The 26,768-nt window shown below is 71.9% G+C and carries 27 protein-coding genes; 9 read left to right on the forward strand and 18 right to left on the reverse strand.

The window, feature by feature from the left end; genetic code table 11:
* Positions 1–27: 27 nt before the first annotated feature.
* Together ACIODU_RS29460 and ACIODU_RS29465 are read left to right on the forward strand one after the other, a co-directional pair.
* Entirely contained in the window at positions 28–1,017 is a 990-nt protein-coding gene (locus ACIODU_RS29460) for a 5-dehydro-4-deoxyglucarate dehydratase (RefSeq protein ID WP_401771382.1), read from the forward strand.
* Positions 1,014–2,216, forward strand: coding sequence for a hypothetical protein (locus ACIODU_RS29465; RefSeq protein WP_401771385.1), 1,203 nt, complete (start codon positions 1,014–1,016; stop codon positions 2,214–2,216). Before ACIODU_RS29460 ends, ACIODU_RS29465 begins: the two co-directional genes overlap by 4 nt.
* 1,005 nt (positions 2,217–3,221) lie before the next feature.
* Here ACIODU_RS29465 and ACIODU_RS29470 read toward each other — a convergent pair.
* The 3 genes from ACIODU_RS29470 to ACIODU_RS29480 form a co-directional block, all read right to left on the reverse strand.
* On the reverse strand, positions 3,222–4,763 hold the full coding sequence (locus ACIODU_RS29470) for a hypothetical protein (protein ID WP_401771388.1): 1,542 nt from the start codon (positions 4,761–4,763) through the stop codon (positions 3,222–3,224).
* A gap of 299 nt (positions 4,764–5,062) precedes the next feature.
* On the reverse strand, positions 5,063–5,638 hold the full coding sequence (locus ACIODU_RS29475) for an SMI1/KNR4 family protein (protein WP_401771390.1): 576 nt from the start codon (positions 5,636–5,638) through the stop codon (positions 5,063–5,065).
* Positions 5,639–5,687: 49 nt separating this feature from the next.
* Positions 5,688–6,368, reverse strand: coding sequence for a hypothetical protein (locus ACIODU_RS29480; RefSeq protein WP_401771393.1), 681 nt, complete (start codon positions 6,366–6,368; stop codon positions 5,688–5,690).
* 143 nt (positions 6,369–6,511) lie between these two features.
* On the opposite strand from ACIODU_RS29480, the gene dapA reads away from it, so the two are divergent.
* Entirely contained in the window at positions 6,512–7,411 is a 900-nt protein-coding gene (dapA, locus tag ACIODU_RS29485; protein ID WP_401771396.1) for a 4-hydroxy-tetrahydrodipicolinate synthase, read from the forward strand.
* A 90-nt stretch (positions 7,412–7,501) separates the two neighbouring features.
* Here the strand turns inward: dapA and dapD are convergent, their stop codons facing one another.
* The 4 genes from dapD to ACIODU_RS29505 form a co-directional block, all read right to left on the reverse strand.
* The gene (gene dapD / locus ACIODU_RS29490) at positions 7,502–8,500 is read right to left on the reverse strand and encodes a 2,3,4,5-tetrahydropyridine-2,6-dicarboxylate N-succinyltransferase (RefSeq protein ID WP_401771398.1); all 999 of its coding nucleotides are present in this window, start codon (positions 8,498–8,500) and stop codon (positions 7,502–7,504) included.
* A gap of 95 nt (positions 8,501–8,595) precedes the next feature.
* Positions 8,596–8,799 carry a hypothetical protein gene (locus tag ACIODU_RS29495; RefSeq protein WP_401771401.1) on the reverse strand — a complete coding sequence of 68 codons (204 nt, stop codon included), beginning with the start codon at positions 8,797–8,799 and terminating at the stop codon, positions 8,596–8,598.
* A 43-nt stretch (positions 8,800–8,842) separates the two neighbouring features.
* Complete coding sequence (locus ACIODU_RS29500) at positions 8,843–9,379, reverse strand: TetR family transcriptional regulator (protein ID WP_356424286.1); 537 nt, start codon at positions 9,377–9,379, stop codon at positions 8,843–8,845.
* 28 nt (positions 9,380–9,407) lie between these two features.
* Complete coding sequence (locus tag ACIODU_RS29505; RefSeq protein ID WP_356424289.1) at positions 9,408–9,728, reverse strand: multidrug efflux SMR transporter; 321 nt, start codon at positions 9,726–9,728, stop codon at positions 9,408–9,410.
* Positions 9,729–9,822: 94 nt separating this feature from the next.
* Here ACIODU_RS29505 and ACIODU_RS29510 point away from each other — a divergent pair, with 94 nt between their 5' ends.
* Positions 9,823–10,878, forward strand: coding sequence for a hypothetical protein (locus tag ACIODU_RS29510; RefSeq protein ID WP_401771404.1), 1,056 nt, complete (start codon positions 9,823–9,825; stop codon positions 10,876–10,878).
* Between the two features lie 67 nt (positions 10,879–10,945).
* Here the strand turns inward: ACIODU_RS29510 and ACIODU_RS29515 are convergent, their stop codons facing one another.
* From ACIODU_RS29515 to ACIODU_RS29550, 8 genes are all read right to left on the reverse strand, one after another.
* Entirely contained in the window at positions 10,946–11,284 is a 339-nt protein-coding gene (locus ACIODU_RS29515) for a metal-sulfur cluster assembly factor (protein ID WP_356424295.1), read from the reverse strand.
* Complete coding sequence (gene sufU, locus ACIODU_RS29520) at positions 11,281–11,778, reverse strand: Fe-S cluster assembly sulfur transfer protein SufU (RefSeq protein ID WP_356424298.1); 498 nt, start codon at positions 11,776–11,778, stop codon at positions 11,281–11,283. The genes ACIODU_RS29515 and sufU overlap by 4 nt, the downstream gene beginning before the upstream one ends.
* Positions 11,779–11,788: 10 nt before the next feature.
* The gene (locus ACIODU_RS29525) at positions 11,789–13,075 is read right to left on the reverse strand and encodes a cysteine desulfurase (protein ID WP_401771408.1); all 1,287 of its coding nucleotides are present in this window, start codon (positions 13,073–13,075) and stop codon (positions 11,789–11,791) included.
* Positions 13,072–13,836 carry a Fe-S cluster assembly ATPase SufC gene (gene sufC, locus ACIODU_RS29530; protein WP_161310762.1) on the reverse strand — a complete coding sequence of 255 codons (765 nt, stop codon included), beginning with the start codon at positions 13,834–13,836 and terminating at the stop codon, positions 13,072–13,074. Before sufC ends, ACIODU_RS29525 begins: the two co-directional genes overlap by 4 nt.
* Positions 13,837–13,842: 6 nt before the next feature.
* Positions 13,843–14,166 (reverse strand): non-heme iron oxygenase ferredoxin subunit, encoded by a 324-nt coding sequence (locus tag ACIODU_RS29535; protein ID WP_356424304.1) that lies wholly within the window; start codon positions 14,164–14,166, stop codon positions 13,843–13,845.
* A 2-nt stretch (positions 14,167–14,168) separates the two neighbouring features.
* On the reverse strand, positions 14,169–15,350 hold the full coding sequence (gene sufD, locus ACIODU_RS29540; protein WP_356424307.1) for a Fe-S cluster assembly protein SufD: 1,182 nt from the start codon (positions 15,348–15,350) through the stop codon (positions 14,169–14,171).
* Between the two features lie 85 nt (positions 15,351–15,435).
* Positions 15,436–16,857, reverse strand: a complete 1,422-nt coding sequence (gene sufB / locus ACIODU_RS29545) for a Fe-S cluster assembly protein SufB (RefSeq protein WP_161310759.1) — start codon at positions 16,855–16,857, stop codon at positions 15,436–15,438.
* The gene (locus tag ACIODU_RS29550; RefSeq protein ID WP_401771412.1) at positions 16,854–17,639 is read right to left on the reverse strand and encodes a helix-turn-helix transcriptional regulator; all 786 of its coding nucleotides are present in this window, start codon (positions 17,637–17,639) and stop codon (positions 16,854–16,856) included. The genes sufB and ACIODU_RS29550 overlap by 4 nt, the downstream gene beginning before the upstream one ends.
* 178 nt (positions 17,640–17,817) lie before the next feature.
* On the opposite strand from ACIODU_RS29550, the gene ACIODU_RS29555 reads away from it, so the two are divergent.
* The 3 genes from ACIODU_RS29555 to ACIODU_RS29565 all read left to right on the forward strand — a co-directional run bounded on the left by ACIODU_RS29555 (position 17,818) and on the right by ACIODU_RS29565 (position 20,618).
* Positions 17,818–18,753, forward strand: coding sequence for an ABC transporter ATP-binding protein (locus ACIODU_RS29555; protein ID WP_356424312.1), 936 nt, complete (start codon positions 17,818–17,820; stop codon positions 18,751–18,753).
* The gene (locus ACIODU_RS29560; RefSeq protein ID WP_401771415.1) at positions 18,750–19,559 is read left to right on the forward strand and encodes an ABC transporter permease; all 810 of its coding nucleotides are present in this window, start codon (positions 18,750–18,752) and stop codon (positions 19,557–19,559) included. The genes ACIODU_RS29555 and ACIODU_RS29560 overlap by 4 nt, the downstream gene beginning before the upstream one ends.
* Positions 19,560–19,646: 87 nt before the next feature.
* Positions 19,647–20,618: a heme A synthase gene (locus ACIODU_RS29565; protein WP_401771418.1), complete on the forward strand. Its 972-nt coding sequence runs from the start codon at positions 19,647–19,649 to the stop codon at positions 20,616–20,618.
* Here ACIODU_RS29565 and ACIODU_RS29570 read toward each other — a convergent pair.
* The 3 genes from ACIODU_RS29570 to ACIODU_RS29580 form a co-directional block, all read right to left on the reverse strand.
* On the reverse strand, positions 20,595–21,722 hold the full coding sequence (locus tag ACIODU_RS29570) for an amidohydrolase (RefSeq protein ID WP_401771420.1): 1,128 nt from the start codon (positions 21,720–21,722) through the stop codon (positions 20,595–20,597). The two genes, ACIODU_RS29565 and ACIODU_RS29570, sit on opposite strands and share 24 nt — an antisense overlap.
* A 75-nt stretch (positions 21,723–21,797) precedes the next feature.
* Positions 21,798–22,217, reverse strand: coding sequence for a hypothetical protein (locus ACIODU_RS29575; protein ID WP_401771422.1), 420 nt, complete (start codon positions 22,215–22,217; stop codon positions 21,798–21,800).
* Positions 22,218–22,294: 77 nt separating this feature from the next.
* On the reverse strand, positions 22,295–23,242 hold the full coding sequence (locus tag ACIODU_RS29580; protein ID WP_356424326.1) for a heme o synthase: 948 nt from the start codon (positions 23,240–23,242) through the stop codon (positions 22,295–22,297).
* Between the two features lie 295 nt (positions 23,243–23,537).
* Here ACIODU_RS29580 and tkt point away from each other — a divergent pair, with 295 nt between their 5' ends.
* Positions 23,538–25,613: a transketolase gene (gene tkt / locus ACIODU_RS29585; protein ID WP_356424329.1), complete on the forward strand. Its 2,076-nt coding sequence runs from the start codon at positions 23,538–23,540 to the stop codon at positions 25,611–25,613.
* A 34-nt stretch (positions 25,614–25,647) separates the two neighbouring features.
* Entirely contained in the window at positions 25,648–26,766 is a 1,119-nt protein-coding gene (gene tal, locus ACIODU_RS29590) for a transaldolase (protein ID WP_356424331.1), read from the forward strand.
* The last annotated feature ends 2 nt before the right edge of the window (positions 26,767–26,768 follow it).

Genomic DNA, 26,768 nt, shown 5'->3' on the forward strand with positions numbered 1-26,768 from the left:
CCCGGTGCACGGCCCAGGGAGCGCCCCGTGACCTCAGCCCCGCTCGCCGCCCGACTCACCCGAGTGGAGGGGCCGCTGTTCTTCCCCGTCACCGCGTACGGTCCCGACGGCACACTCGACCTCGACGGGTTCCGCGCGCACGTCAGAGGGGGCGTCGACGCGGGAGCGGCCGCGGTGTTCGCCTGCTGCGGGACGGGCGAGTTCCACGCCCTCACTCCCCAGGAGTTCCGCGACTGCGTGGCCGCCGCCGTGGAGGAGACCGCCGGGGAGGTGCCCGTGGTGGCGGGCGCGGGCTACGGCACCGCCCTCGCGATCCAGTACGCGAGGCTCGCCGAGGAGGCCGGCGCGGACGGGCTGCTCGCCATGCCGCCCTATCTGGTCGTCGCCGACCAGGAGGGCCTGCTGCGCCACTACACCGAGCTGGCCGGGGCCACCTCGCTGGACACCATCGTCTACCAGCGGGACAACGCCGTCCTCACCCCCGCGACGGCCGTCGCGCTGGCCCAGGTGGACGGGATCATCGGCCTCAAGGACGGCTTCGGCGACCTGGACCTGATGCAGCGGATCGTCAGCACCGTCCGCCGCGAGCTGCCCGGGCGGGAGTTCCTCTACTTCAACGGGCTGCCCACCGCCGAACTCACCGGGCTCGCCTACCGGGGCATCGGCATCACCCTGTACTCCTCCGCCGTCTTCGCCTTCGCCCCCGACATCGCCCTCGCCTTCCACCGGGCGCTGAACAGCGGCGACGACGTGACGGCCAACCGGCTCCTCGACGGCTTCTACGTACCGCTGGTCGAACTGCGCAACCAGGGACGGGGGTACGCCGTCTCGCTGGTCAAGGCGGGGGTACGGCTCGGGGGGCTGGACGTCGGCGAGGTGCGGCCGCCGCTGAGCGAGCCGCTCGGGCTGCACGTCAAGGAACTGGCCGCGCTGATCGAGCGGGGGCGCGCGCTGCTGGCGGACGCCGGGGCGGGCGCCGTTTCGGGGGCGGACACCGTTTCGGGGGCCGGCGCGTGAAGGCCTCCGTGTTCCTCTACCCCTGGGACGTGGTGGGCGACCCGGACGCCGCGCGGCGGATCGCGGACCTCGGCGTCCAGCAGGTCACGCTGGCCTCCGCGTACCACTCCACCCGCGCGCTGACCCCGCGCCATCCGCGCCACCGGATCGTCACCGCCGAACACGCCTCGGTCCTCTACCCCGTGGACGAGGCCCACTGGGCGGGGCACGAGCTGCGGCCGTACGCCGCGGGGGCCTGGGCGCCCGGCGACGCGTACGGGGAGGCGGCGGCGGCGCTCGCCGACGCGGGTCTGGAGGTGCACAGTTGGGTGGTCCTCGCGCACAACTCCCGCCTGGGCGCGGAGCGTCCCGACACGTCCGTGGTCAACGCGTACGGGGACCGCTACCCCTGGGCACCCTGCATCGCCCGGCCCGCCGTCGCCGCGTACCTGGTCGCGCTGGCGGCGGAGGCGGCGGTACGGCCCGGGGCGGGCGGTACGGAGCTGGAGTCGTGCGGGTGGTACGGGCTGGCGCACCTGCACGCGCACGACAAGATCGGGGGCGTGGGCCTGGGCGAGGCGGCGCAGTACCTGATGTCGCTGTGCTTCTGCGACGTGTGCGGGGCGGGGTACGCGGAGTCGGGCGTTTCGCCGGAGGCGCTGGCGGCGGCGGTACGGGAAGCGCTACGGCCCGTGTGGGCCGGCTCTGACGCGGGGGTGGCCTCGGGTGTGGCCTCGGGTGTGGCCGCCGTCGAGAAGCTCCTCGGCGCGGAGCTGGCGGCCGTCACGCTGGCGTGGCGTGGCCAAGTGGCCCGTGCGCTCCAGGAGTCGGCGGTCGCGGCGGTACGGGCGGCCGCTCGCGCGGCCGGGAGCCCGGACTTCCAGGTGCTGCTGCACGCGGACCCGGTCCCGTACCACACGGGCGCGAACGCCGGGGTGGACCCGGCGCACATCCTCGGCGTGGCGGACGGGGTGGTGCTGCCGTGCACGGGCGGCGCGGCGGCGCGCCTGCTCCCGCCGTTCACGGCGCACGCCGCGGGGTCGTCGTCCGTGCTGGCGGCGAACTTCACTGTCGTGAGCGGGATGGGGGGCGCGCCGGGGTCGCTGGCGGGGGACGCGGCGCTGGCGCGGTCCTTGGGGGCGACGGAGCTTCGCGTGTACCACGGGGGGTTGGCGTCCGCGGGTGACTTGGCGACGGTGTCGTCGGCGCTGCGCCGGTGACCGGCGGCGGTTTGCTTGTCCTCCCGCCGGACGGACGCCTGCGCCCCGGTGGGCAGCGCGGCTTCCTACTTGTCCTCAATCGCCGGACGGGCTGGTTTGTGACGTCTGCCCGGTGCGCGGGCGCGGCTTACTGATGTCCTCAATCGCCGGACGGGCTTGATTTTGCCCGCTGCGGCCCGGTGTCCCGGGTGCGGGTTGTTGCCGGGGGCCGGGCAGGGGTCGTGTCCTGCACTGCATGTTTTACGTCGCGTGCGACCGGTCGCATTGATTGACGATCGCCATGCGACACAAAACACGCTTTACGTTCCGGACACGACCCCTGCCCGTCCCCCTTCCAGGCCCGCGCACAAGCCAACCGACAACCCGTCGGGCGAGGGCGGGGCCGAGTGCCCCGCAGCCGGGGGCAACCCGGGCCCGCCCGGAGGAACCCCCACCCAGCCGGTGCGCGGGCGCCCCCCTCAAGCCCGTCCGGACGCCCCTCAAGCCCGTCCGGCGTTTGAGGACGTCGTTGACCCGCACCCATCACCGGCGTGGAGGCCACAATCCACCCGGCCCCGACGCGCCCCCTGGCCGCCCGGACACCCCCCCAACCCCTCGGGACGCACCCCCAGCCCGTCCGGCGTTTGAGGACATCCTTGACCCGCGCCCGCGCACCGCGCAGGGGCACCATCCGGCCCATCCAGCCCGTCCGGCGCTTGAGGACAATCAGTGAGCCGCGCCCGCGCAACGGGCAGCAGGGACCCCGGAGCGGCGGGGCCGTTCACTTCACCCCCGGCGTGAGGGGGGTGGGGTCGGAGGAGGTGCGTGTGGCCGGACGTAAAGCGTGTTTTGTGGCGCATGGCTACCGTCAAACAAAACAAGACCGTGCACGCGCCGTAAAACATGCAGTCCGGACATACGTACCTCCGGAGGCCCCGCCCCCCGTCACCACGACACACCCAGCCCGTCCGGCGATTGAGGACATCAGTAAGCGCAACCAAAAACCGCCGCCGGGCAAAACAAAGATCACACGCGCGACCGAGCGCGAAACGCCGCTTTGCGCGCCTCCTTCGACACCCCCCGATCCCGGTGCAACCGACCCATCGCCTCCAGGACGTCCGCCGTCGCCGGATGATCCACCCGCCACGCCGCGTCGAAGAAGCCGCTGTGCTGCCCCACCAGGCCCTCCACGAGCTCCTGGAGCTCGTCGGGCTCCCCGTCCGCCGACAGCTGCGCGGCAATCGTGTCGATGGCCAGCCAGAAGATCATCGACTCCGGCGGCGCCGGCACCTCCGCCGCACCCAGCTCCGCGAGCCACACGCGGGCGAGGCCGCCCAGTTCCGGGGAGTCCAGGACCTCCCGCACCGCGGGCTCCGCCTCCGCGCCGACCAGGGAGAGCGCCTGCTGGCAGTGGAGGCGGCGCAGCGGCGCGCCGGGGTCCGTGCCGCGGGCCGCCGCGAGCAGGTCGCGCGCCGCGTCGGCGGGGTCGCGCCGGGCCAGCCACTGTTCGGTCTCCGCGCGCGCCGACAGCTCGGGGAAGTGCGCGATCCCGTCCAGCAGCGCACGGGCGTCCTTGTCGGCGAGGTCGCCGACCGCAGGCGCGTCCACGCCGGCCTCCAGCATGCGGGACCTGATCCCGTACAGGCCGAGGGGCGTCAGCCGGACCATGCCGTACCGGGAGACGTCGTCCTCGTCGACGGGCAGCGCGGACTCCGCGCCCTCCGCGTCCTCGACCATGAGCGCCTCGTCCACGGGGGTGTACGTGACGAGCCCGATCGGCTCCAGCAGCTGGAACTGGTCGTCCAGCCGCATCATCGCCTCGGAGACCTGCTCCAGGATGTCGTCGGTCGGCTCGCCCATGTCGTCGGGGACGATCATCGACGCGGCGAGCACGGGCAGCGGTACGGCCCCCTCGGTCGCGCCGCCGTCCGCCACGGTGAGCAGGTAGAGGTTGCCGAGGACGCCCTCCAGGAACTCCGCCTCCGCCTCCGGGTCCCAGTCGAGCGCGTCGAAGTCGATCTCGCCGTCGTCGCCGATGACGGCGGCCAGGTCGTCCAGGATCGGCGCGGTCGCGTCGGCGAAGACCACGTCGAGGGCCTCCAGCCACAGCGACAGGACGTCCTGCGGGGCGCCGGAGGTGATCAGCGCGAGCTGCGCGCCCGCGCCGACGCGGCCGGTCTCGTCGCCCTCCGAGGAGCCGGAGGAGCCGGAGGAGCCGTCCGAAAGGCCCTCCGAAGCGCCCCCCAACACCCCCTCCCCGCCGGAGGCATCCGCGTCCTCCACCGCCACCAGCCCCGTGTCGACGGCCACCCGCCACGCCTCGCTCGCGTACGCCTCGCCGTCCTCCTCCTCGGCGTCGTCGCCCGGTGCGCCGAGCCCGAGCGCCTCCGCCGCGGCGGGCAGCTCTTCGTCGACGAGTTCGCCCCCGGCGCCGACCCGCGTGCCGGGTCCCGCCCAGCGGGCGAGGCGTACGGCGCGGGCGAGCAGCGGCGCGGCGAGCGCGTCCCGCGCCAGCTCCGCGTCCGAGGGCAGCCGCACCGGCGGCAGGGAGGTGCGATCTCCGGGCATCTGGTGGTTCTCCTCGCGGCGTACACGGTCGGGGCGGGCCACCGGCGCGGCGTGCACGGTCGGGGGCGGCCCCCAGCGTAGACGTATCCGGCCCCTCGCCACCGGCTCACCGGGCGCCTCGGCCGATCCTGGGGGCCGGTGCCCCGGAGTGGTGTTCTCGGGAGCGGTGGTCCCGCACGTTCCCGGTGACGGCCTGTCGGCGCGCACCCCCTGACGCGCGCCCTCATCACCCGGTCGGACCCTGACGTCCGGCCGTGACGTGCGGGGGAACTCATCGCTCCCGAGGCGGTAGTGGTGGGTCAGACCACGACGTCGTACCAGGGCCGGCGGGTGGTGGACCAGAGTCCGACCCAGCCGGCGAATCCGTCACCCGCGGCAGTGGCCCCGAACACCGCCCCGAACGGTGCCGCGCCCACGTCGCTGATGTTCCAGAGCCGGCCCCGCTGCGGGCCGGTGACGACGAGGTGCCAGTACATGCCGCAGCCGTCCGTGCCCAGCACCACGCTGCCGTGGTTGCTGACCGCGTCGATCAGCGGCTCTATCTCCTCGTACGGGCGTGGGTCGTCCTCCCACACCCAGGCCTCGGTCAGCGGGAAGGGCTCGGCGAGCACCCGCTGGGTCTCGTCGGGGCCCCAGTCGGCGGGCAGCGCCGCCAGCGGTATGAGCCCGTCGATGTCGGGTGGTCCCTCGCTGCATCCGTCGCATATCTCCGCGACCAGCGTGCGGTACGGCTCCGGGAGGACGATGTCGTGGGCGCGCTCGAAGGCGCGGACCCCGTCCCAGCCCAGCGGCGGCAGACAGTGCTCCGCCGGGAAAGCCGCGCGCAGCGCGTCCAGTTCGCCCCTGTCGGCGTGTTCGTTGTCCATGCTCTCCATGTTCTCCATTGGACCAGTGCGGGACGGCTGTGGACCATCGGCGCACCGGTCAGCCCGACGCCCCTTCCGGCACCGCGTTGTTCGGTGCCCCGTCACCCACGGGCGGCAGATCGCCCCGTTCCACGGGCGCGGTCGGGAGGTTCTTGGGCAGCAGCGCGTCCAGCTCCGCGTCGTTCGCGGGGCGGGCGGCGGCCGCGGCGCGGCGCAGGGTGTCGCGGTCCACGGTGTCGCGCCGGGCGGTGAGGCGTACGACGTGGCCGGCCTCGGGCCGTGCGTATTCGTGGAGTTGGCCGGAGGTTCGGTACCAGGCAGGGCCGTCCTTCTCGCACCCGACGGGTCCGCGCGTCCCGCCGACGGGGGTCCCGGGGCAGGTGTCCGCGGTCAACGTGCCGCGCTCCACGGCGAGTTCGATGTGGGTCGTGCCCCGCGGGGTGACGTACACGCTGTGGAAGCCGTCGTCGCCGAGGACGCCGGCGGACTGCGGGGCGACGGCGAAGCCGGGGATGTCGGTCACCCGGATCAGCTCGATCGCGGACTGCGCGTACCGCGCCCGCGCCTCCAGTTCGGCCCGGTCGACGGGGGGACTCGGGGTCGCGGGGCCGGGGTCGGCGGACGCTTTGGGCCTGCCGCCGTCGCCCGCCGTGCCCGCCTTCTCCGTACCGCAGCCGGCCGACGCGAGTGCGAGGGGCAGGGCCAGCAGGAGCAGTGGAGCGCGGAGCGAACGAGTCATGCCGTGCATCCTGCCCCATTCCGAACACGTTATCGATCCCCATTCGACGCCAATGTCGGACAGGTGTCAGTACAGCATTCCTTCATCGTGCGTCCAAGAAAATCTAAGTGGACCTTCACGGTGGGGTGGCGGAGACTGCGAACATGACCACTCCGCGTCCGTTCGGCCGCGCTCTGTGCGCGATGATCACCCCGTTCACCACGACAGGCACCCTGGACCTGGACGGCGCCCGCGAACTCGCGGGCCGTCTGGTGGCCGAAGGATGCGACGGGCTGGTCCTGAACGGCACCACCGGCGAGTCCCCCACCACCACGGACGCGGAGAAGACGGCGCTCGTCCGGGCCGTGTGCGAGGAGGTCGGCGACCGCGCGTTCGTGGTGGCGGGGGTGGGCAGCGCCGACACCCGGCACACCGTCGCGCTGGCGCGGGAGGCCGAACAGGCGGGCGCGGACGGCCTGTTGGTCGTGACGCCGTACTACAGCCGCCCTCCGCAGGCCGCCGTCGAGGCGCACTTCCTGCGGGTCGCGGACGCGACGGGCCTGCCGCTGATGCTCTACGACATCCCGGTCCGTACGGGGACCCGCATCGAGCCCGCCACACTGCTGGCGCTGGCCGCCCACCCGCGGGTGGTGGCGGTGAAGGACTGCGCGTACGACCTGCTCGGCAGCTCCCTGGCGATCGCCAGGACGTCGCTCGCGTACTACTCGGGCTGCGAGGAGCTGAATCTCCCGTTGTACGCGGTCGGCGGCGCCGGATATGTCAGTACGGTGGCGGGCGTCGCGCCCCGGCAGATGCGGGGGGTGCTCGACGCGTACGACTCCGGCACCCGCGCCGAGGCCGTACGGCTCAATCAACTCACCCTGCCGCTGGTCGAGTCGATGATGGCGTCGGGCCTGCCGGGCACGGTCACCGCGAAGGCACTGCTCGACGGCCTGGGGCTGCCGGCGGGCCCGGTCCGCGAACCGCTGCTGCCCGCCGGCCGGGAGACGGCCGACGGGCTGCTGGCCACGTACGGGGAGTTGCTGCACGCGGCGCGGGGGTGAAGCGACAGGGGTACGGCTCCGCCGGTGGTACGAAACCGGCCGGCGGTACGAACTCCCCCGCGCGCTTCGTCAGTTGTGCTCGCGCCCCCGTCAGTTGTGCTGGTGCAGGATGTCGTTGAGGCCGCCCCAGACCGCGTTGTTCGGCCGGACCTCGACCGTGCCCGTGACCGAGTTCCGGCGGAAGAGCATGTTGCTCGCGCCGGACAGCTCACGCGCCTTGACGATCTGGCCGTCGGGCAGCGTGACGCGCGTACCGGCCGTGACGTACAGCCCCGCCTCGACCACACACTCGTCGCCGAGCGCGATGCCGATGCCCGCCTCCGCGCCGATCAGGCAGCGCTCGCCGATGACGATGCGCTCCTTGCCGCCGCCGGAGAGCGTGCCCATGGTGGAGGCGCCGCCGCCGATGTCCGTGCCGTCACCGATGACCACTCCGGCGGAGATCCGCCCCTCGATCATCGACGTACCGAGCGTGCCCGCGTTGAAGTTGACGAAGCCCTCGTGCATGACGGTCGTCCCGGCGGCGAGGTGCGCGCCGAGGCGCACCCGGTCGGCGTCGGCGATCCGGACGCCCTTGGGCGCCACGTAGTCGGTCATGCGGGGGAACTTGTCCACCGAGGTCACCTGGAGGTGCAGCCCCTCCGCGCGGGCGCTGAGCCGCGCCGCCTCCAGCCCCTCCACCGGGACCGGGCCGAGGGAGGTCCAGGCGACGTTGGCGAGCACGCCGAACAGCCCGTCGAGGCTCAGGCCGTGCGGCGGGACGAGGCGGTGGGAGAGCAGGTGCAGGCGGAGGTACGCGTCGTGCGCGTCGAGCGGCTTGTCGTCGAGCGAGGCGATGACCGTACGGACGGCGACGACCTCGACGCCGCGGCGCGGGTCGGGTCCGACGGCGTTGGCCGCGCCCTTCCCGAGCAGTTCCACGAGGCGCGCGGCGGACAGCCGCTCCGTGCCGGCCGGGCCCGGCTCGGCGAGGAGTTCGGGCGCGGGGAACCAGGTGTCGAGGACGGTCCCGTCCTCGGTGAGCGTGGCGAGCCCGGCGGCGGCGGCGCCGGTGGTACGGGGGGAAGGGGAGGAAGACGTGTCGGTCATGCCCTGAACCTAACCGTCCCGGGCCCGCTCGGGCCAACCGGTCCCGGGCAGGTGCCGGCGCGTGCCCGGACCACCGGGCGAGCGACCGGACGGGCTCAGCTCAGTCGGTTGCCCTCGGCCCTGCCCGCCGGGTGGTCGACGTCGTCCTCGGCTCGCGGCAGTTCGCGGTGACCCTCGGAGTGGTGGTTGACCCAGCCGCAGACCCCGCAGCTGTAGCGGCCGTCCAGCCCCGCGATCAGCGTGCCGCACTGCCTGCACTCGGCGTAGGTGATCTCGGGACCCGAGGGAGGGATGCTCACCGGCCCAACCTACCGCCGGGACGGGACGTCGGAGCCGGCCCCGTCAGGGGATGAGCCGCCCCAGCATCTCGCGCGCGTACGCCGCGTCGTACACCGCGTCGGTGAGCAGCACCTGGAGGCAGATCCCGTCGATCAGCGCGACCAGCGCCCGCGCCGTGACGGGGTCGGTGCGCCGCGCCAGGATCTCGGCGACCGCGTCGGCCCACTCGGCGGCGACCGGCCGCAGCACGGGCCTGCGCAGGGCCGCGAGGTAGAGGTCGAACTCCAGCTCCACGCCCGTGCGGTCCCCGGCGAGCCACTCCCCGATGATCCTGGCCAGCTCGCCCGCCAGGTCGGACGCCGGGTCGGCGAGCGCCGCGCTGTCCCGTACCGCCGCCGCGAAGCCTTCGTTGACCTGCCGCAGGGCGGCGGCCAGCATGTCGTCCAGCGAGGCGAAGTGGTACGTCGTGGAGCCGAGCGGCACGTCGGCCTCGGCGGCCACGGTCCGGTGGCTGACCCCGGCGATCCCGCTGTGCCCGGCCACCCGCCGCGCGGCCTCGGTGATGCGCTGGCGCCGGTCGGGGTCGTAGCGGCGGCTCATCGTCGGACTCCTCCGGGGTGGCGGCTCATCAGTGGGCTCCCCCGAGGTTGAGGACGACCACCCCGGCGATCACCAGGACGAGCCCGGCGATCTTGACGGGGCCCGCCGACTCGTTCATGAAGATGATGCCGATGGCGGCGATCGCGGCGGTGCCGGTGCCGGCCCAGATCGCGTACGCCGTGCCGATGGACAGGGTCTTGAGCGTCTGCGCGAGCAGGCTGAAGGCGATCAGGTAGCCGGCCACGGTCAGCAGCGAGGGCCAGAGCCTGGTGAATCCCTCGCTGTACTTCATGGCCGTGGTGCCGGCCACCTCCGCCGCTATCGCCCCGGCGAGCAGTCCATATCCCATGCGTACGAGTGTACACATCGATGCGTACGACCGTACACAGCGCCGACCCGCTACGGTGTCGCTCGAACGAGAGCACGAGGCGGGGGGCCGAGCGGTGGCGCAGGACACGGGGACATACGGGAACGGGCCGTACGGATGGGGAGCGGGCTGCTGGGCGCCGCCCAAGCCGGGGGTGGTACCGCTGGGGCCGCTCGGCCTGTCGGAGATCATGAACGGCGCCTTCGCGACGATCGGGCGCTACTGGAAGCCCTTGTCCGGTGTGGCCTTCGCAGCGTACGGCCTGGCGGCGCTGGTGGTCGGCGTGGCGGCGGGCGTCGCCGTGGCCGCCGTCGGCCTGTCCACCGTCGGCGACCTGGACACGGAGTGGAACCGGTCCGCCGGACCCCTGGTCGCGGTGTGCGGAGTCGGGGCCGTCGGCCTGGTCGCGATACTGGCGGCGACCGCGCTGACCACGGCCGCCTGCCCGGCGGTCGTCCAGAGCGCCGTCCTGGGCCGCCCGGTCACCTTCCGCCCGCTCTGGCGCCAGGCGTCCGCCCGCGTCCCCGCGGTCCTCGGCGTGGTGCTGGTGACGGGCCTGATCGGCCTGGTCCCCGCCCTGCTCCTGGTGACGGGGATCGTGGCCTTCGTGGCCGCCGTCCTCAGCACGAACGGGGGGAGCGCGACGGCCTTCGTCGCCCTGGGCCTCGCGGGCTTCCTGCTGACGGCTCCCCCGGCGGTCTGGCTCTGGACCCGCTTCGTCCTGGCCCCGGCGGCGGCGGTGGTGGAGTCCCAGGGCCCGCTCGCGTCCCTGCGCCGCTCGTCCCTGCTGGTCCGCGGCTCCTGGTGGCGTACGTTCGGCATCACCCTGCTCGCGTACGCGGCGGCCTCCGCGGCCGTCATGGTCGTCCAGCAGGCGCTCAACGTCCTGGGCCTGTTCGCGGCCCCGGCCCTGGCGGCCCCGGACAACTCCACCGACACCACGGCCCCGCTCGCGCTGCTCGCCGTCCTCGTCCCCCTGGGCCTGGCGGTGCAGCTGATCACGCAGGTCGCGACCACGGTCTTCCCGCAGCTGGTCCTGAGCCTGATCTACCTGGACCGCCGCATCCGCACCGAGAACCTGGCCCCCTACCTGGCCGAAGCCGCCGCCCCCGTACCGGCGCCCACCCCCTGAGACACGCGTGAGGGCCCCCGACCGGTCGGGTCGGGGGCCCTCGGAAACGCTTCACCGGCGAGATCACTCAGACGTTGAAGCCCAGCGCGCGGAGCTGTTCGCGGCCGTCGTCCGTGATCTTGTCCGGGCCCCACGGCGGCATCCAGACCCAGTTGATCCTGAGTTCGCTGACGATGCCGTCCGTCGCCGACTTCGCCTGGTCCTCGATCACGTCGGTCAGCGGGCAGGCCGCCGACGTCAGGGTCATGTCCAGGGTGGCGATGTTGGCGTCGTCGATGTGGATGCCGTAGATCAGTCCGAGGTTGACGACGTCGATGCCCAGCTCGGGGTCGACCACGTCGTACAGGGCCTCGCGGACCTCCTCCTCGGAGGCGGGGGTCATGGTCACGGTCTCGTTGTCGCTCATGCCGTCTCCTTCGTCGGGCGGTCGTTCGGGCCGTCCAGGCCACCGGCCGGGGCGGCCGCGAGGGCCTGGGCCGTCGCGTCCTTCCAGGCCATCCAGCTCAGCAGGGCGCACTTGACGCGTGCCGGGTACTTCGAGACGCCGGCGAACGCGACCGCGTCCTCCAGCACCTCCTCCATCGCGTCGTCGGGCTCCAGCTGGCCCTTGGACTGCATCAGCTCCAGGAAGGTGCCCTGGATCTTCTGCGCCTCGGCCAGCTCCTTGCCGACGAGGAGGTCGTTCAGTACGGAGGCGCTGGCCTGGCTGATGGAGCAGCCCTGGCCCTCGTACGAGACGTCCGCGATCAGCGAGCCCTCGTACCGCACCCGCAGGGTGATCTCGTCACCACAGGTCGGATTGACGTGGTGCACCTCGGCGTCGCCGTCCCGCAGACCGCGCCCGTGGGGGTGCTTGTAGTGGTCCAGGATGACGTCCTGGTACATCGAATCCAGCTTCACGGCTCAGTCCTCATCCGAAGAAGTTACGGACGTGCTCCAGCCCTTCGACCAGAGCGTCGACCTCGGCGGGTGTGGAGTACAGATAGAAAGACGCCCGCGTCGTCGCCGGAATTCCGTACCGCAGGCAGACCGGCCGCGCGCAGTGGTGGCCGACCCGGACCGCGATGCCCTGTTCGTCGAGCACCTGCCCCACGTCGTGGGGGTGGATGTCTCCCAGGGTGAAGGAGATCGCGGCGCCGCGCTCCTCGGCCGTCGCCGGGCCGATGATCCGCAGGTCGGGCACCTCCAGCAGGCGGCGCACCGCGTACTCGGTGATCGCCTGCTCGTGCGCGTGGATCTTGTCCATGCCGATCGCGGTGAGGTAGTCCACGGCCGCGCCGAGGCCGACGGCCTGGGCGATCGGGGGCGTACCCGCCTCGAACTTGTGCGGCGCGGGGGCGTACGTCGACGAGTGCATCGACACGGTCTCGATCATCTCGCCGCCGCCCAGGAACGGCGGAAGGTCCTCCAGCAGCTCCTGGCGGCCCCAGAGGACGCCGATGCCGGTGGGACCGCACATCTTGTGGCCGGTGAAGGCCACGAAGTCGGCCTGGAGGGCCTGGACGTCCACCGGCATGTGCGGCGCGGCCTGCGAGGCGTCGATCAGGACCAGGGCGCCGACCTGCTGCGCCCGCCGGACGATCGCCTCGACCGGGTTGACCGTACCGAGGATGTTGGAGACCAGCACGAAGGAGACGATCTTCGTCTTCTCGGTGATGATCTCGTCGATGTTCGACAGGTCGAGCCGGCCGTCGTCGGTGAGGCCGAACCACTTCAGCTTCGCGCCGGTGCGCTGCGAGAGCAGCTGCCACGGCACGATGTTGGAGTGGTGCTCCATCTCCGTGATGACGATCTCGGTCTCGTGGTCCACCCGGTAGGGCTCGTCGGCCCAGCCGAGCATGTTGGCCACGAGGTTGAGCGACTCCGAGGCGTTCTTGGTGAAGATGACCTCGTCGCGGCTGGGCGCGTTGATGAAGGCGGCGACCTTGTCACGCGCGCCCTCGTACAGCGCCGTGGCCTCCTCGGCGAGCACATGCACGCCACGGTGGACATTGGCGTTGTGCTGCTCGTAGTACTCGTTGAGGGCGTCGAGGACCTGGCGCGGCTTCTGGGACGTCGCCGCGTTGTCCAGGTAAACGATCTTCTTCCCGTCATGGACCACACGATCCAGCAGGGGGAAGTCCTTGCGGATCGCCTCGTCCAGCAGCCGTCCCGACGGCGTGCTCGACGGTGTGAGGAGGCCCGGCAGCTGTGTCACGCGGTGACGCCACCCTTCGTGTACGCCTCGTAGCCCTCGTTCTCCAGCTTGTCGGCCAGCTCCGCGCCGCCGGACTCGGCGATACGGCCCTGGGCGAAGACGTGCACGAAGTCAGGCTTGATGTAGCGGAGGATCCGCGTGTAGTGCGTGATCAGCAGGGTGCCGACCTCGCCGGTCTCCTTGACGCGGTTGACGCCTTCGGAGACGACCCGCAGGGCGTCCACGTCGAGGCCGGAGTCGGTCTCGTCGAGGATCGCGATGTGCGGCTTGAGCAGTTCGAGCTGGAGGATCTCGTGGCGCTTCTTCTCGCCGCCGGAGAAGCCCTCGTTGACGTTGCGCTCGGCGAAGGCCGGGTCCATCTGGAGGCGTTCCATGGTCTCCCGGACCTCCTTCACCCAGGTGCGCAGCTTGGGGGCCTCGCCGCGGATCGCGGTGGCCGACGTCCGCAGGAAGTTCGACACGGAGACGCCGGGGACCTCGACGGGGTACTGCATGGCGAGGAAGAGGCCGGCGCGGGCGCGCTCGTCGACGGTCATCGCGAGGACGTCCTCGCCGTCGAGAGTCACGGTGCCGCCGGTGATCGTGTACTTGGGGTGGCCCGCCAGCGAGTATGCGAGGGTCGACTTGCCGGAGCCGTTGGGGCCCATGATGGCGTGCGTCTCGCCCTGCTTGACGGTCAGATCGACGCCCTTGAGGATCTCGCGGGGGCCGCCCTCCGCCTCGACGGTGACGTGCAGGTCGTTGATTTCAAGCGTAGCCATAGGGGCTCAGGACTCCTGGGTGACGGAGACGAGCACATCGTCCCCTTGGATCTGTACGGGGTATACGGGGACGGGGCGCGTCGCGGGAAGACTCGACGGCTTGCCGGTACGGAGGTCGAAGCTGGAGCCGTGCAGCCAGCACTCGATCATGCAGTCCTCGACCTCGCCCTCGGAGAGCGACACGTTCGCGTGCGAGCAGATGTCGTTGATCGCGAACACCTCGCCCTCGGTGAGGACGACGGCGACGGGCGTGCCGTCGAGTTCCACCCGCTTCGGGGTGTCCTCCTCCAGCTCGCCGAGGCCGCAGACGCGGACGAAGGTGGCGGGCACGCTCACAGCGTCGCCTCCAGCTCCGTCTCGATCTTCGTCAGCAGGCGCTCCTCGACGTCGGGCAGTCCGATCTGCTGGACCAGCTCGGCGAAGAAGCCGCGGACGACGAGGCGGCGCGCCTCGGCCTGCGGGATGCCGCGTGACATCAGGTAGAAGAGCTGTTCGTCGTCGAACCGGCCGGTCGCCGAGGCGTGTCCGGCGCCGGCGATCTCACCGGTCTCGATCTCCAGGTTCGGCACGGAGTCGACCCGGGCGCCGTCCGTGAGGACGAGGTTGCGGTTCATCTCGTACGTGTCGGTGCCTTCGGCCATGACGCGGATGAGCACGTCGCCGATCCAGACGGCGTGGGCGTCCTGGCCCTGGAGCGCGCCCTTGTAGGCGGCGTTGGACTTGCAGTTCGGCGCGTTGTGGTCGACCAGGAGGCGGTGCTCCTGGTGCTGGCCGCGGTCGGTGAAGTAGAGGCCGAAGAGCTCGGCCTCGCCGCCGGGGCCCGCGTACTGGACGCGCGGGTGGAGCCGTACGAGGTCGCCGCCGAAGGTGACGACGATCGACTTGAACGAGGCGTCCCGGCCGACCAGCGCGTTGTGCTGGGCGACGTGGACGGCCTTGTCGTCCCAGTCCTGGACGGAGACGACGGTGAGCTTCGCGCCGTCGCCGATCAGGTAGTCGACGTTCCCGGCGAGGACCGCGTCGCCGGTGTGGTCGATGACCACGACGGCCTCGGCGAAGGCGCCGAGCTCGATGACCTGGTGCGCGTAGGCGGTGCCGCCCTCGCCGCGGACGTCGATCCTGATCGGTTCGGCCAGGACGGTCTCCCTGGCCACCGAGACGACCGAGGCCTTCTCGAACGAGGAGTACGCCTGGGCGGCGATCCGGTCCACCGGCGTACCAGCCTTGCCGATGCGCGCGTCGTCGCGGCCGACGGTCTCGACGGTGACGCCGTCGGGGGCGGTCACCTCGACCGTGACGCTGCCGTCCGTGGCGACGGCGGTGCCGTCGTGCAGGCCACGCAGCCGCTCCAGCGGCGTGAACCGCCACTCCTCCTCACGGCCGTGCGGGACGGGGAAGTCCGCCACGTCGAAGGAGGGGGGCGCGCTCATGCGCGTGGCGACGGTCGACTCGGCGGCCACCGCGATCGAACCGGCGGTGGTGGAGCCCGCCGGAATGTTCTGAGCCTCAGCCATGGCTGTCGTGGTGCTCACTCTCTGCCTCTGGGACGGGGGAACGAGGGGGCCGGGCGGGTCTCCGCCCGGCCTGGTGGCGGGTCCGTCAGCCGACGGAGCCCTCCATCTGGAGCTCGATCAGCCGGTTGAGCTCCAGCGCGTACTCCATCGGCAGTTCCTTGGCGATGGGCTCGACGAATCCGCGCACGATCATCGCCATCGCCTCGAACTCGGAGAGGCCGCGGCTCATCAGGTAGAAGAGCTGGTCCTCGGAGACCTTGGAGACGGTCGCCTCGTGGCCCATGGACACGTCGTCCTCGCGGACGTCCACGTACGGGTACGTGTCGGAGCGGGAGATGGTGTCGACCAGCAGCGCGTCGCACAGCACGTTGGACTTGGAGCCGTGGGCGCCCTCGCCGATCTCGATGAGACCGCGGTAGGACGTACGGCCGCCGCCGCGCGCCACCGACTTGGAGACGATGTTCGACGAGGTGTTGGGGGCCATGTGGACCATCTTGGCGCCGGCGTCCTGGTGCTGGCCCTCGCCCGCGAAGGCGATGGACAGGGTCTCGCCCTTGGCGTGCTCGCCCATCAGGTACACGGCCGGGTACTTCATGGTGACCTTGGAGCCGATGTTGCCGTCGACCCACTCCATGGTCGCGCCCTCGTACGCCACGGCGCGCTTGGTGACGAGGTTGTAGACGTTGTTCGACCAGTTCTGGATGGTCGTGTAGCGGCAGCGGCCGCCCTTCTTGACGATGATCTCGACCACGGCGCTGTGCAGCGAGTCCGAGGAGTAGATCGGGGCCGTACAGCCCTCGACGTAGTGGACGTACGCGTCCTCGTCCACGATGATCAGCGTCCGCTCGAACTGGCCCATGTTCTCCGTGTTGATACGGAAGTAGGCCTGGAGCGGGATGTCGACGTGCACGCCCTTCGGGACGTAGATGAACGATCCGCCGGACCACACGGCCGAGTTCAGCGACGCGAACTTGTTGTCGCCGACCGGGATGACCGTCCCGAAGTACTCCTGGAACAGCTCCGGGTTCTCCCTGAGCGCGGTGTCGGTGTCCTTGAAGATGACACCCTTCTCCTCCAGGTCCTCACGGATCTGGTGGTAGACGACCTCCGACTCGTACTGCGCGGCGACACCGGCGACGAGGCGCTGCTTCTCCGCCTCGGGGATGCCGAGCTTGTCGTACGTGTTCTTGATGTCCTCGGGCAGGTCCTCCCAGGACTCCGCCTGCTTCTCCGTGGACCGCACGAAGTACTTGATGTTGTCGAAGTGGATGCCGGAGAGGTCGGAACCCCAGCTCGGCATCGGCTTCTTGCCGAAGAGCTTGAGGCCCTTGAGCCGGAGCTTGAGCATCCACTCCGGCTCGTTCTTCTTCTGGGAGATGTCGCGCACGACGGCCTCGGACAGACCGCGCTTCGCGGCGGCGCCGGCGGCGTCCGAGTCGGCCCAGCCGAATTCGTACGTGCCCAGGCCATCGAGTTCGGGGTGGGCGGTCTCCGTGGGGAGCGTCATGCGGGGTTCCTCCCGGCTTTGCTTTCGGATGCTTGATCGGTTGTCTCGGGGGACGCGGTCTGCGCTCCACCGGTCTGCGGGGACGCGGTGGCTCGGGGGATGAACGTCGTGCAGACCCCGTCGCCGTGGGCGATCGTGGCCAGCCGCTGTACATGCGTGCCGAGCAACTGGGAGAAGAATTCCGTCTCCGCCTCGCACAGCTGGGGGTACTGCTCCGCGACGTGCGCGACCGGGCAGTGGTGCTGGCAGAGCTGCTCGCCCTGCTGGTTCGCCGCGCCGCGCGCCGTGGCAGCGTACCCGTCGGCGCTCAGGGCCTTGGCCAGCGCCTCCGTGCGTTCGCCGGGCGCGGCGGCCCCGACCACGTCGGCGTACCGCCCGGCCTCCGCCTGGGCGGCGATCCGGGCGCGGGCGAACGCGGCGACGGCCGCCTCGCCCCGCTCCCCGCCGCCGGCCGCGGTGGAGATCCAGCCCAGCGCCTCGGCGGCGAGCTTGTCGTACGACTGGTCGAAGGCGTCCCGGCCGCAGTCGGTCAGGGCGAACACCTTGGCGGGCCTGCCGCGGCCGCGCGAGCCGTAGACCCGCTGGTCGCGCGCCTCCACGACGGAGTCGGCCGCGAGGGCGTCGAGATGACGGCGGACCGCCGCCTGGGTCAGCCCCAGCCGCCCCGCCAGATCGGAGACCGTGGACGGGCCGTGGTCCAGGATGGAGCGCGCGACGCGGTTGCGCGTGGAGCGCTCGCCGGTCGCGAGTTCCTCCTGCGGAGCCTCGCCCAGGTATTTCACAACGCCATTGTTGCGTAATTACTCCGGCACTGACAACTACTGTCCAGAACCGGGCGCGGTGGAATCGATCACTTAGGGTTACCTAAGAAAGGGCTTTTCGGCCGGTCCGGGCGGTTCCGGCGGTCGCATTCCGGCCCCGGGCGCCCAGGGCCGTCCGGGGCTGCCTAGACTCCCCGACATGCACAGCGTCGCCGGTGAACCCGTGGTCGAGATCCGGGGACTGATCAAACGGTACGGCGGGAAGACCGCGGTCGACGGCCTGGACCTGCGGATCGCGGCCGGCACGGTCACCGCGGTCCTCGGCCCCAACGGAGCCGGCAAGACCACCACCGTCGAGATCTGCGAGGGCTACCGGCGGCCGGACGCGGGGACGGTACGGGTCCTCGGGCTCGACCCCCTCGCCGACGCGGCGCGGCTGCGCCCCCGCATCGGCGTGATGCTCCAGTCCGGCGGCGTCTACTCGGGCGCGCGCGCCGAGGAAATGCTCCGCCACATGGCCCGGCTGCACGCCCACCCGCTCGACGTGGACACGCTCGTCGAGCGCCTGGGCCTCGGCGACTGCGGCCGTACCACCTACCGGCGGCTCTCCGGCGGCCAGCAGCAGCGGCTCGCCCTCGCCCTCGCCGTGGTGGGCCGCCCCGAGCTGGTCTTCCTGGACGAACCGACCGCCGGGCTCGACCCGCAGGCCCGCCGCTCCACCTGGGACCTGGTCCGCGAGCTTCGGGCCGACGGCGTCGGGGTCGTCCTCACCACCCACTTCATGGACGAGGCCGAACAGCTCGCCGACGACGTCGTGATCGTCGACGCGGGCCGGGTCATCGCCCAGGGCAGCCCCGAGGACCTGTGCCGGGGCGGCGCCGAGAACACCCTGCGCTTCACCGGCCGCCCGGGGCTCGACCTCGGCTCGCTCCTCAAGGCCCTGCCCGACGGCACGGCGGCCGCCGAGCTGACGCCGGGCGCGTACCGCATCGGCGGCACGATCGACCCGCAGCTGCTCGCCACCGTCACCTCCTGGTGCGCGCAGCACGGCGTGATGGCGTCGGGGATCGCCGTGGAGCGGCACACGCTGGAGGACGTCTTCCTCGAACTGACCGGCAAGGAGCTGCGTCCATGAGCACCGGTACGAGCCCGGGGACCGGCCTGCGCGCGGGCGGCGGGTCCACCTCCTACGCGCCGGCGCCGGGCGCGGCCCCGCTGGGGCGCATGATCGCCGCGCAGACGGCGTTCGAGACGAAGCTGCTGCTGCGCAACGGCGAGCAGCTGCTGCTGACCGTGATCATCCCCTCGCTCCTGCTGGTGCTGTTCTCGACGGTCGACGTCGTGGACACCGGCGCGGGCGAGGCGGTGGACTTCCTGGCGCCCGGCGTCCTGGCGCTCGCCGTGATGTCGACGGCGTTCACCGGCCAGGCCATCGCGACGGGCTTCGAGCGGCGGTACGGAGTGCTCAAGCGCCTCGCCGTGTCACCGCTGCCGCGCTGGGCCCTGATGACCGCCAAGACGCTGTCCGTCCTGGTCACCGAAGTGCTCCAGGTCGCCCTGCTGACGGTGATCGCCTTCGCCCTGGGGTGGTCGCCGCACGGCAACCCGCTGGTGGTCCTGCTGCTGCTCGTGCTGGGCACGGCGGCCTTCTCCGGCCTCGGCCTGCTGATGGCGGGCACGCTCCGGGCGGAGGCGACGCTGGCGGCGGCGAACCTGGTCTTCCTGCTGCTGCTGGTGGGCGGCGGGGTGATCGTGCCCCTGGACCGGTTCCCGGACGGGGCGCAGAGCGTGCTCGGGCTGCTGCCGATCTCGGCCCTCTCGGATGGCCTGCGGGACGTGCTCCAGCACGGCGCCGCGACCCCGTGGGGGGACCTCGGGATCCTGGCGGTGTGGGCGGCCATCGGACTGGGCGCGGCGGGCGCGTTCTTCCGCTGGGAGTGAGCGTCCCGGCCGACCGGGCCCACCGCCCGCGCCCCGTACGCCGGCCCGTACCCCCCTCGTGAAAACCCGCACAAGCTCCCGCCTACGATGGTTCGCGTGTTGACCCCCCTCGCCTACATCGCCCGGCGCTGGACGCCTTCGCCCCGTACGCTCCAGCGCGCCGCCCTCGGCGCCGTGTTGATGAGCGTGGTGATCGTCGTCACCGGAGGCGCGGTACGGCTGACCGGTTCCGGACTCGGCTGCGACACCTGGCCCAAGTGCACCGACAACAGCCTCGTCGCCACCCCCGAGCAGGGGATCCACGGCGCGATCGAGTTCAGCAACCGCATGCTGACGTACGTCCTGTGCGCGGCCGTCGGCTGGGCGATCATCGCGGCGCGCTCCGCGAAGCCCCGGCGGCGCGGGCTCTCGCGGCTCGCCTGGTCGCAGTTCTGGATCGTCATGGGCAACGCCGTCCTCGGCGGCGTCACGGTGCTCGCGGGCCTCAACCCCTGGACGGTGGCCGGGCATCTGCTGCTCGCCATGACGCTCCTGACCGTCACCACGGTGACCTGGCTGCGCACCCGCGAGGGCGACGGCGCACCCCGCCCGCGCGTGCCCGGTCCGGTACGGAAGCTGTCCTGGGCGCTGACCGCCTCCACGGTCGTCCTCGTCGTGGCGGGCACGGTCGTGACCGGTTCCGGGCCGCACGCGGGCGACAGCAGCGACGTACCGCGGATGCCGTTCGACTGGACGACCACCGCCCATGTCCACACCGCCGCCGCCTGGGTCGTCTGCGCGCTCGCCGTCGCCCTGTGGCTGGTGCTGCGTGTGGTGGACGCCCCGGCGGACACCCGGGTGATCGCCCGCAACCTGCTGCTGGTGCTGCTCGCGCAGGGCGGGATCGGCTACGTGCAGTACTTCACGGACGTGCCAGCCGTGCTGGTCGGCGTGCACATGCTCGGGTCGTGCCTGGTGTGGGTCGGGGTCGTGCGGGTCGCGATGAGCCTGCGCGAACGGCCGGTGACCGGCGCGGAGATCCCCGCGCAGCCCGGCTCACGGCTGTCCGCGGCCGTCTGACAGCCCGTAGAGCCGGCGGGCGTTGCCCGCCGCGATCATCCCGGCGACCCGCTGCGCGTCGGTGAGCGACCACGCCCCGTCGGCGACCCAGCCGCCCAGGACCCGGACCAGCGCCTCCCGGAACACCCGGGCGCCCACGACGTGCAGTTCGGGCAGGGCCCGCGCCCCGCTGGAGAACAACAGCTTCCCGAACGGGGCCAGTTCCAGGATCTCCGCCAGTACGGCGGCGGCCCGCGCCCCGGTGTGCGCGAGGGCGGGCCCGAGGTCGGCGTACACATGCGGGAAGACGCTCGTCAGCTGCGCCGCGTGCCGGTGGTACGGGTAGGCCCCCAGGAGCACCAGAGGGGTGCCGAGCCCGGCCGTGGCGCTCGCGAAGGCGGTGACCAGCGCCGGGTCGGCGCCGCCCGCCGGGGCGTGCGCGTCGCGCGTGCCGGTGTGCAGTTGCAGGGGCAGTCCGGAGCCGAGGGCCAGCCAGAGCAGGTGCCGCAGCAGCACCGGGTCGTCCAGCGGTCCGCCGGCCTCCCGTACCGCGAGCCAGCGGCCCGCCGCCGCCCGTACCTCGGCGTGCCCGGGCGGCTCGGGGGCCAGGGCGAGCTCGTGCCGTACCCCCGCCACGGACGTGAACGCGACCGCCGTGGCGGCGGCGGTGCGGACGGCCCGGTCGAGCCCGGCCAGGAGGTCGGCGACCCCGCAGGAGGTGTCGGCGACCCGCTCGGCGAGGGGTTCCAGCCGGACGATCTCCCGGGCGTCGGCGGCCCCGGCGGCGGCGATCTCCCCCGGTCCCGTCAGATCGCCGCCCGGCAGGCCGGTGTCGACCAGGTAGGTGGTGACGCCGGTGGAGCGCAGCAGCCGTCTGCCGGACTCCAGGACGCCCAGCTCCCGGCGGCGCGCGAGGTAGTGCGCGGGCGGGCAGTGCGGTTCGAGGCCGAGGAGCGGCGGACACCAGCGCCGTACCGCGAAACCGGCCTGGGTGTCGAAGAAGGTGGTGCCCGGGGCGGCGGGTCCCACCCGGCCGCCGAGCTGGGCCTCGAAGGTGCCGAGGCCCAGCTCCGTGCGGAGGACGCCGTGGCAGTACTGGTCCACGAGGGACAGTGTTTCGATCATCGGGTTCCCGTCGTGGACCGTACTCCTACCGTCCTAACGGGTGAGGGGCGATCCGGTCGCGGCCCGGGGCCCGGCTCAGCGGTTCGCGTCTCCGCCGGGGCCGGCCCGGCCGCCGGTGTCCGGGGCGCCGCCGGGATTCGCGCGTCCGCCGACCTGGATGCCCGCCATGCGGGACCATTCGTACCGCCCGGTGCGCACCTTCGCGGCGAACTCGCCGTCGAAGGTCTCGTGCAGGGTGAGTCCGGCCTTCTCCGCGGCGCTCAGCGCGACGCCGTGCGAGGGGGCGACGAGGTCGCCCCAGCCGCCGTCCCCGCCGACGAGCACGATGCGGGTGCCGGCCTGTCCGAGGTACGCGAGCTGTCCCTCGGCGCCGCCGTGCTTCCTGGCGAACGTGCCGATGTGCTTGGCCAGGCGCGCGGCGCGCCGCTCGTCGCGGGCGCCGCCCCGGCCGGTGTCCGCTCCGGTGTCTGCCGTTCCGTCGTCTGTCTCTGCCATGGCCCCGATGCTACCGATGGGTAACGAATCGGGCTACCGCAGGACCGGGCTCTGCCGCCAGGGCCGGGGCGATCGGGCTACCGCAGGAACGGGTCGACCGCCACGGCGACGAACAAGAGGGAAACATAGGTGATCGACCAGTGGAACAGTCGCATCTCCTTGAGCTTGGCGCCCGTCACCCCGGACTTCGCCCGCGACTGGAGGCCGTGCGCCTCCCAGAGCCAGTAGCCGCCGGCCACCAGCGCCACCGACGTGTAGAACCAGCCGGTGTAGCCGAGCGGTGTCAGCAGCAGCGAGACGGCGACCATCACCCAGCTGTAGGCGACGATCTGGCGGGCCACCACCCGGTTGGAGGCGACGACCGGGAGCATCGGGACGCCCACGCGCGCGTAGTCGTCCTTCACCTTCATGGAAAGCGGCCAGTAGTGCGGAGGCGTCCAGAAGAAGATGACGAGGAAGAGGATGACCGCGGCCCAGGAGACCGAGTCGGTCACCGCCGACCAGCCGATCAGCACCGGCATGCAGCCCGCGATGCCGCCCCAGACGATGTTCTGGGAGGTACGGCGTTTGAGGATCATCGTGTAGACGACGACGTAGAAGAGCAGCGCGCCCAGCGACAGCGCCGCCGACAGCCAGTTGACCAGCAGCCCGAACCACAGCGTCGACACGACGGCCAGCGTGAACCCGAAGGCCAGGCACTCGCGCGGCGAGACCATGCCGGTGACCAGGGGACGCTGCGACGTACGGTCCATCAGCGCGTCGATGTCGCGGTCGATGTACATGTTCAGCGCGTTGGCGCCGCCCGCGGAGAGATAACCGCCGACGCACGTGGTGACCACGAGCCAGAGGTCCGGCACCCCCTGGGTGGCCAGGAACATCACCGGGACCGTGGTGATGAGGAGCAGCTCGATGATCCTCGGCTTGGTCAGCGCCACGAACGCCAGGACGCGGGCTCTGAGCGGCCGGCGGCCCCCCGGGATCGGAGTCTGGACGACCCCTGCGGGCCGGGACTCGACGGCTGTCACGTACACCCCTGACAGAGAAACCCAGCAAGCTCCGGGCGTGAAGACCCGGTAAAGGCTTGCGCGTACCACGTCACTCTAGACGTTGCCCAGATGCCGTTCTTCGCGGGGGTGGGGTCGTGTTCGGGGCGCTCCGCCGCTCCCCTCCGCCGCGCCGGGAGGCGAAGTCCCCGCACGCGTCGCACTCTGGAAAGGCACTCGAAAAGATGGGTGTTTGTCGCGAGGGTAGGCTCGGCAGCGAACCGGTGCGCCCTCAGAGCACCGGGATTCGACAGCTGGAGAGGAGCCCTGACTCAGGGTGAGCACCAAGCCGACCACCACAGACGTCGAGTGGACCGATCTGGACCGCCGGGCAGTCGACACCGCCCGCGTCCTCGCCATGGATTCCGTACAGAAGGTCGGCAACGGCCATCCCGGTACGGCCATGAGCCTGGCTCCCGCTGCCTATCTCTTGTTCCAGAAACTCATGCGGCACGACCCGGCCGACGCCCAGTGGACCGGTCGTGACCGGTTCGTCCTCTCGCCGGGGCACACCTCCCTGACCCTCTACATCCAGCTCTTCCTCGCCGGGTACGGCCTGGACCTGGCCGACCTGGAGGCCTTCCGGACCTGGGGTTCGAGGACCCCCGGCCACCCGGAGTACGGCCACACCGTCGGCGTCGAGACCACGACGGGCCCGCTCGGACAGGGCGTGGCGAACGCGGTGGGCATGGCGATGGCCGCCCGCTACGAGCGTGGACTGTACGACCCGGAGGCGGCGGCCGGCACCTCCCCGTTCGACCACACCATCTGGGTGATCGTCGGCGACGGCTGCCTCCAGGAGGGTGTCTCCGCGGAGGCGTCCTCGCTGGCCGGGCACCAGAAGCTGGGCAATCTCGTCGTGCTGTGGGACGACAACCACATCTCCATCGAGGGCGACACGGAGACGGCCGTCTCCGAGGACACTCTCAAGCGGTACGAGGCGTACGGCTGGCACGTGCAGCGCGTCGACCAGCTGCCGAACGGCGACCTGGACCCGCGGGGCCTGTACGAGGCGCTGAGGGCCGCGCAGGCCGAGACCGAGCGCCCGTCGTTCATCGCGGCCCGTTCGATCATCGCCTGGCCCGCCCCGAACGCGCAGAACACCGAGGCCGCGCACGGCTCGGCGCTGGGCGGCGACGAGGTCGCGGCCACGAAGCGCGTGCTCGGCTTCGACCCCGAGAAGTCCTTCGTCGTGGACGAGGACGTGCTCGCGCACACCCGCGAGGCCCTGGACCGCGGCCGCGAGACGCGCGGCGAGTGGGAGAAGCTGTTCGCCGCGTGGCGTACGGCCAACCCCGAGCGCGCCGCCACGTTCGACCGGGTCCGCGCGGGTGAGCTGCCCACCGGCTGGGACGAAGTGGTGCCGGTCTTCGAGACCGGCAAGTCCCTTGCCACGCGCGCCGCTTCGGGCAAGGTGCTCCAGGCCCTCGGTGAGGTCGTCCCCGAGCTGTGGGGCGGCTCCGCCGACCTCGCGGGCTCGAACAACACCACCATCGACAAGACGTCGTCGTTCCTCCCGGAGGGCAACCCCCTGCCGGAGGCGGACCCGTACGGCCGCACGGTGCACTACGGCATCCGCGAGCACGCCATGGGCGCGACGATGAACGGCATCGCGCTGCACGGCAACACCCGTATCTACGGCGGCACCTTCCTGGTGTTCTCCGACTACATGCGGCCGGCCGTCCGGCTCGCCGCGCTGATGCGCGTGCCGGTCACCTATGTGTGGACGCACGACTCCATCGGCCTGGGCGAGGACGGCCCGACCCACCAGCCGGTCGAGCACCTGTCCGTGCTGCGGGCCATTCCGGGCCTCAACATCGTCCGTCCCGCCGACGCCAACGAGACGGCGATCGCGTGGGCGGAGATCCTCCGGCGGCACCCGAAGCGCGCGCCGCACGGTCTGGCGCTGACCCGCCAGGGTGTGCCGACGTACGACGCCAACGCCGATACGGCCAAGGGCGGTTACGTCCGCTTCGAGGCCGAGGGCGGCCCCGCGCGGGTCGTGCTGATCGGTACGGGCTCCGAGCTCCAGCTGGCCGTCGAGGCCCGTGAGCTGCTCCAGGCGGACGGCATCCCCACGCGGGTCGTGTCGATGCCGTCGGTGGAGTGGTTCGACGAGCAGGACCAGGCGTACCGGGACGCCGTGCTGCCGCCGTCCGTGAAGGCGCGCGTGGCGGTCGAGGCCGGGATCGGTCTCACCTGGCACCGTTTTGTGGGCGACGCGGGGCGCATCGTGTCGCTGGAGCATTTCGGGGCATCCGCGGACGCGAAGGTGCTGTTCCGCGAGTTCGGTTTCACCGCCGAGGCGGTCGCGACCGCCGCCCGGGAATCACTGGAAGCCTCCGCGCGCTGACGCCGTTATACGAACCGTAGGAGATGTATTTCTCATGACAGACGCACTCAAGCGCCTCTCCGACGAAGGCGTCGCGATCTGGCTCGACGACCTGTCGCGCAAGCGCATCACGTCCGGCAATCTCGCCGAACTCATCGACCAGCAGCACGTGGTGGGTGTCACCACCAACCCGTCGATCTTCCAGAAGGCGATCTCGGAGGGTGACGGGTACGACACCCAGCTGACCGAGCTGGGCGCCCGCCGGGTCACGGTCGAAGAGGCCATCCGCATGATCACGACGGCGGACGTCCGCGACGCCGCCGACATCCTGCGCCCGGTCTTCGACCGGACGGACGGCCAGGACGGCCGGGTCTCCATCGAGGTGGACCCGCGCCTGGCCCACGACACGACGGCGACCATCGCCGAGGCCAAGCAGCTGGCCTGGCTGGTGGACCGGCCGAACACGCTCATCAAGATCCCGGCGACCGAGGCCGGCCTGCCGGCGATCACCGAGACCATCGGCCGGGGCATCAGCGTCAACGTCACGCTGATCTTCTCGCTGGAGCGCTACCGCAAGGTCATGGACGCCTACCTGTCGGGTCTGGAGAAGGCGAAGGCCGCGGGCCTGGACCTCTCGAAGATCCACTCGGTGGCGTCCTTCTTCGTGTCCCGCGTGGACACCGAGATCGACAAGCGGCTCGACGCGCTGGGCACGGACGAGGCGAAGGCGGCGCGCGGCAAGGCGGCCCTCGCCAACGCCCGGCTCGCGTACGAGGCGTACGAAGAGGTCTTCTCCTCCGACCGCTGGGCGGCCCTGGACCGCGCGCAGGCCAACAAGCAGCGTCCGCTGTGGGCCTCGACGGGCGTCAAGGACCCGGCGTACAAGCCGACCCTGTACGTCGACGAGCTGGTCGCGCCGAACACGGTGAACACCATGCCGGAGGCCACGCTGGACGCCACGGCGGACAGCGGGCAGATCACCGGTGACACGGTGCGCGGTACGTACGACCAGGCACGCGCGGACCTGGACGCCGTCGAGAAGCTGGGGATCTCGTACGACGAGGTCGTCCAGCTGCTGGAGGACGAGGGCGTCGAGAAGTTCGAGGGCGCCTGGACCGACCTGCTCAAGTCGACCGAGGCCGAGCTCAAGCGCCTCGCCCCTTCGGAGGGCTGATC

This window comes from Streptomyces sp. NPDC088261 (genome assembly GCF_044740805.1).
GTDB lineage: Bacteria > Actinomycetota > Actinomycetes > Streptomycetales > Streptomycetaceae > Streptomyces.

What these genes read in the sequence shown, in the direction of transcription:
- ACIODU_RS29470 (WP_401771388.1), bottom strand. Translation starts at nt 4,763, where the DNA reads ATGCCCGGAGATCGCACCTCCCTGCCGCCGGTGCGGCTGCCCTCGGAC.
- ACIODU_RS29475 (WP_401771390.1), bottom strand. Translation starts at nt 5,638, where the DNA reads ATGGAGAGCATGGACAACGAACACGCCGACAGGGGCGAACTGGACGCG.
- ACIODU_RS29480 (WP_401771393.1), bottom strand. Translation starts at nt 6,368, where the DNA reads ATGACTCGTTCGCTCCGCGCTCCACTGCTCCTGCTGGCCCTGCCCCTC.
- dapA (WP_401771396.1), top strand. Translation starts at nt 6,512, where the DNA reads ATGACCACTCCGCGTCCGTTCGGCCGCGCTCTGTGCGCGATGATCACC.
- dapD (WP_401771398.1), bottom strand. Translation starts at nt 8,500, where the DNA reads ATGACCGACACGTCTTCCTCCCCTTCCCCCCGTACCACCGGCGCCGCC.
- ACIODU_RS29500 (WP_356424286.1), bottom strand. Translation starts at nt 9,379, where the DNA reads ATGAGCCGCCGCTACGACCCCGACCGGCGCCAGCGCATCACCGAGGCC.
- ACIODU_RS29505 (WP_356424289.1), bottom strand. Translation starts at nt 9,728, where the DNA reads ATGGGATATGGACTGCTCGCCGGGGCGATAGCGGCGGAGGTGGCCGGC.
- ACIODU_RS29515 (WP_356424295.1), bottom strand. Translation starts at nt 11,284, where the DNA reads ATGAGCGACAACGAGACCGTGACCATGACCCCCGCCTCCGAGGAGGAG.
- sufC (WP_161310762.1), bottom strand. Translation starts at nt 13,836, where the DNA reads ATGGCTACGCTTGAAATCAACGACCTGCACGTCACCGTCGAGGCGGAG.
- sufD (WP_356424307.1), bottom strand. Translation starts at nt 15,350, where the DNA reads ATGGCTGAGGCTCAGAACATTCCGGCGGGCTCCACCACCGCCGGTTCG.
- sufB (WP_161310759.1), bottom strand. Translation starts at nt 16,857, where the DNA reads ATGACGCTCCCCACGGAGACCGCCCACCCCGAACTCGATGGCCTGGGC.
- ACIODU_RS29555 (WP_356424312.1), top strand. Translation starts at nt 17,818, where the DNA reads ATGCACAGCGTCGCCGGTGAACCCGTGGTCGAGATCCGGGGACTGATC.
- ACIODU_RS29560 (WP_401771415.1), top strand. Translation starts at nt 18,750, where the DNA reads ATGAGCACCGGTACGAGCCCGGGGACCGGCCTGCGCGCGGGCGGCGGG.
- ACIODU_RS29565 (WP_401771418.1), top strand. Translation starts at nt 19,647, where the DNA reads ATGGTTCGCGTGTTGACCCCCCTCGCCTACATCGCCCGGCGCTGGACG.
- ACIODU_RS29570 (WP_401771420.1), bottom strand. Translation starts at nt 21,722, where the DNA reads ATGATCGAAACACTGTCCCTCGTGGACCAGTACTGCCACGGCGTCCTC.
- ACIODU_RS29575 (WP_401771422.1), bottom strand. Translation starts at nt 22,217, where the DNA reads ATGGCAGAGACAGACGACGGAACGGCAGACACCGGAGCGGACACCGGC.
- tal (WP_356424331.1), top strand. Translation starts at nt 25,648, where the DNA reads ATGACAGACGCACTCAAGCGCCTCTCCGACGAAGGCGTCGCGATCTGG.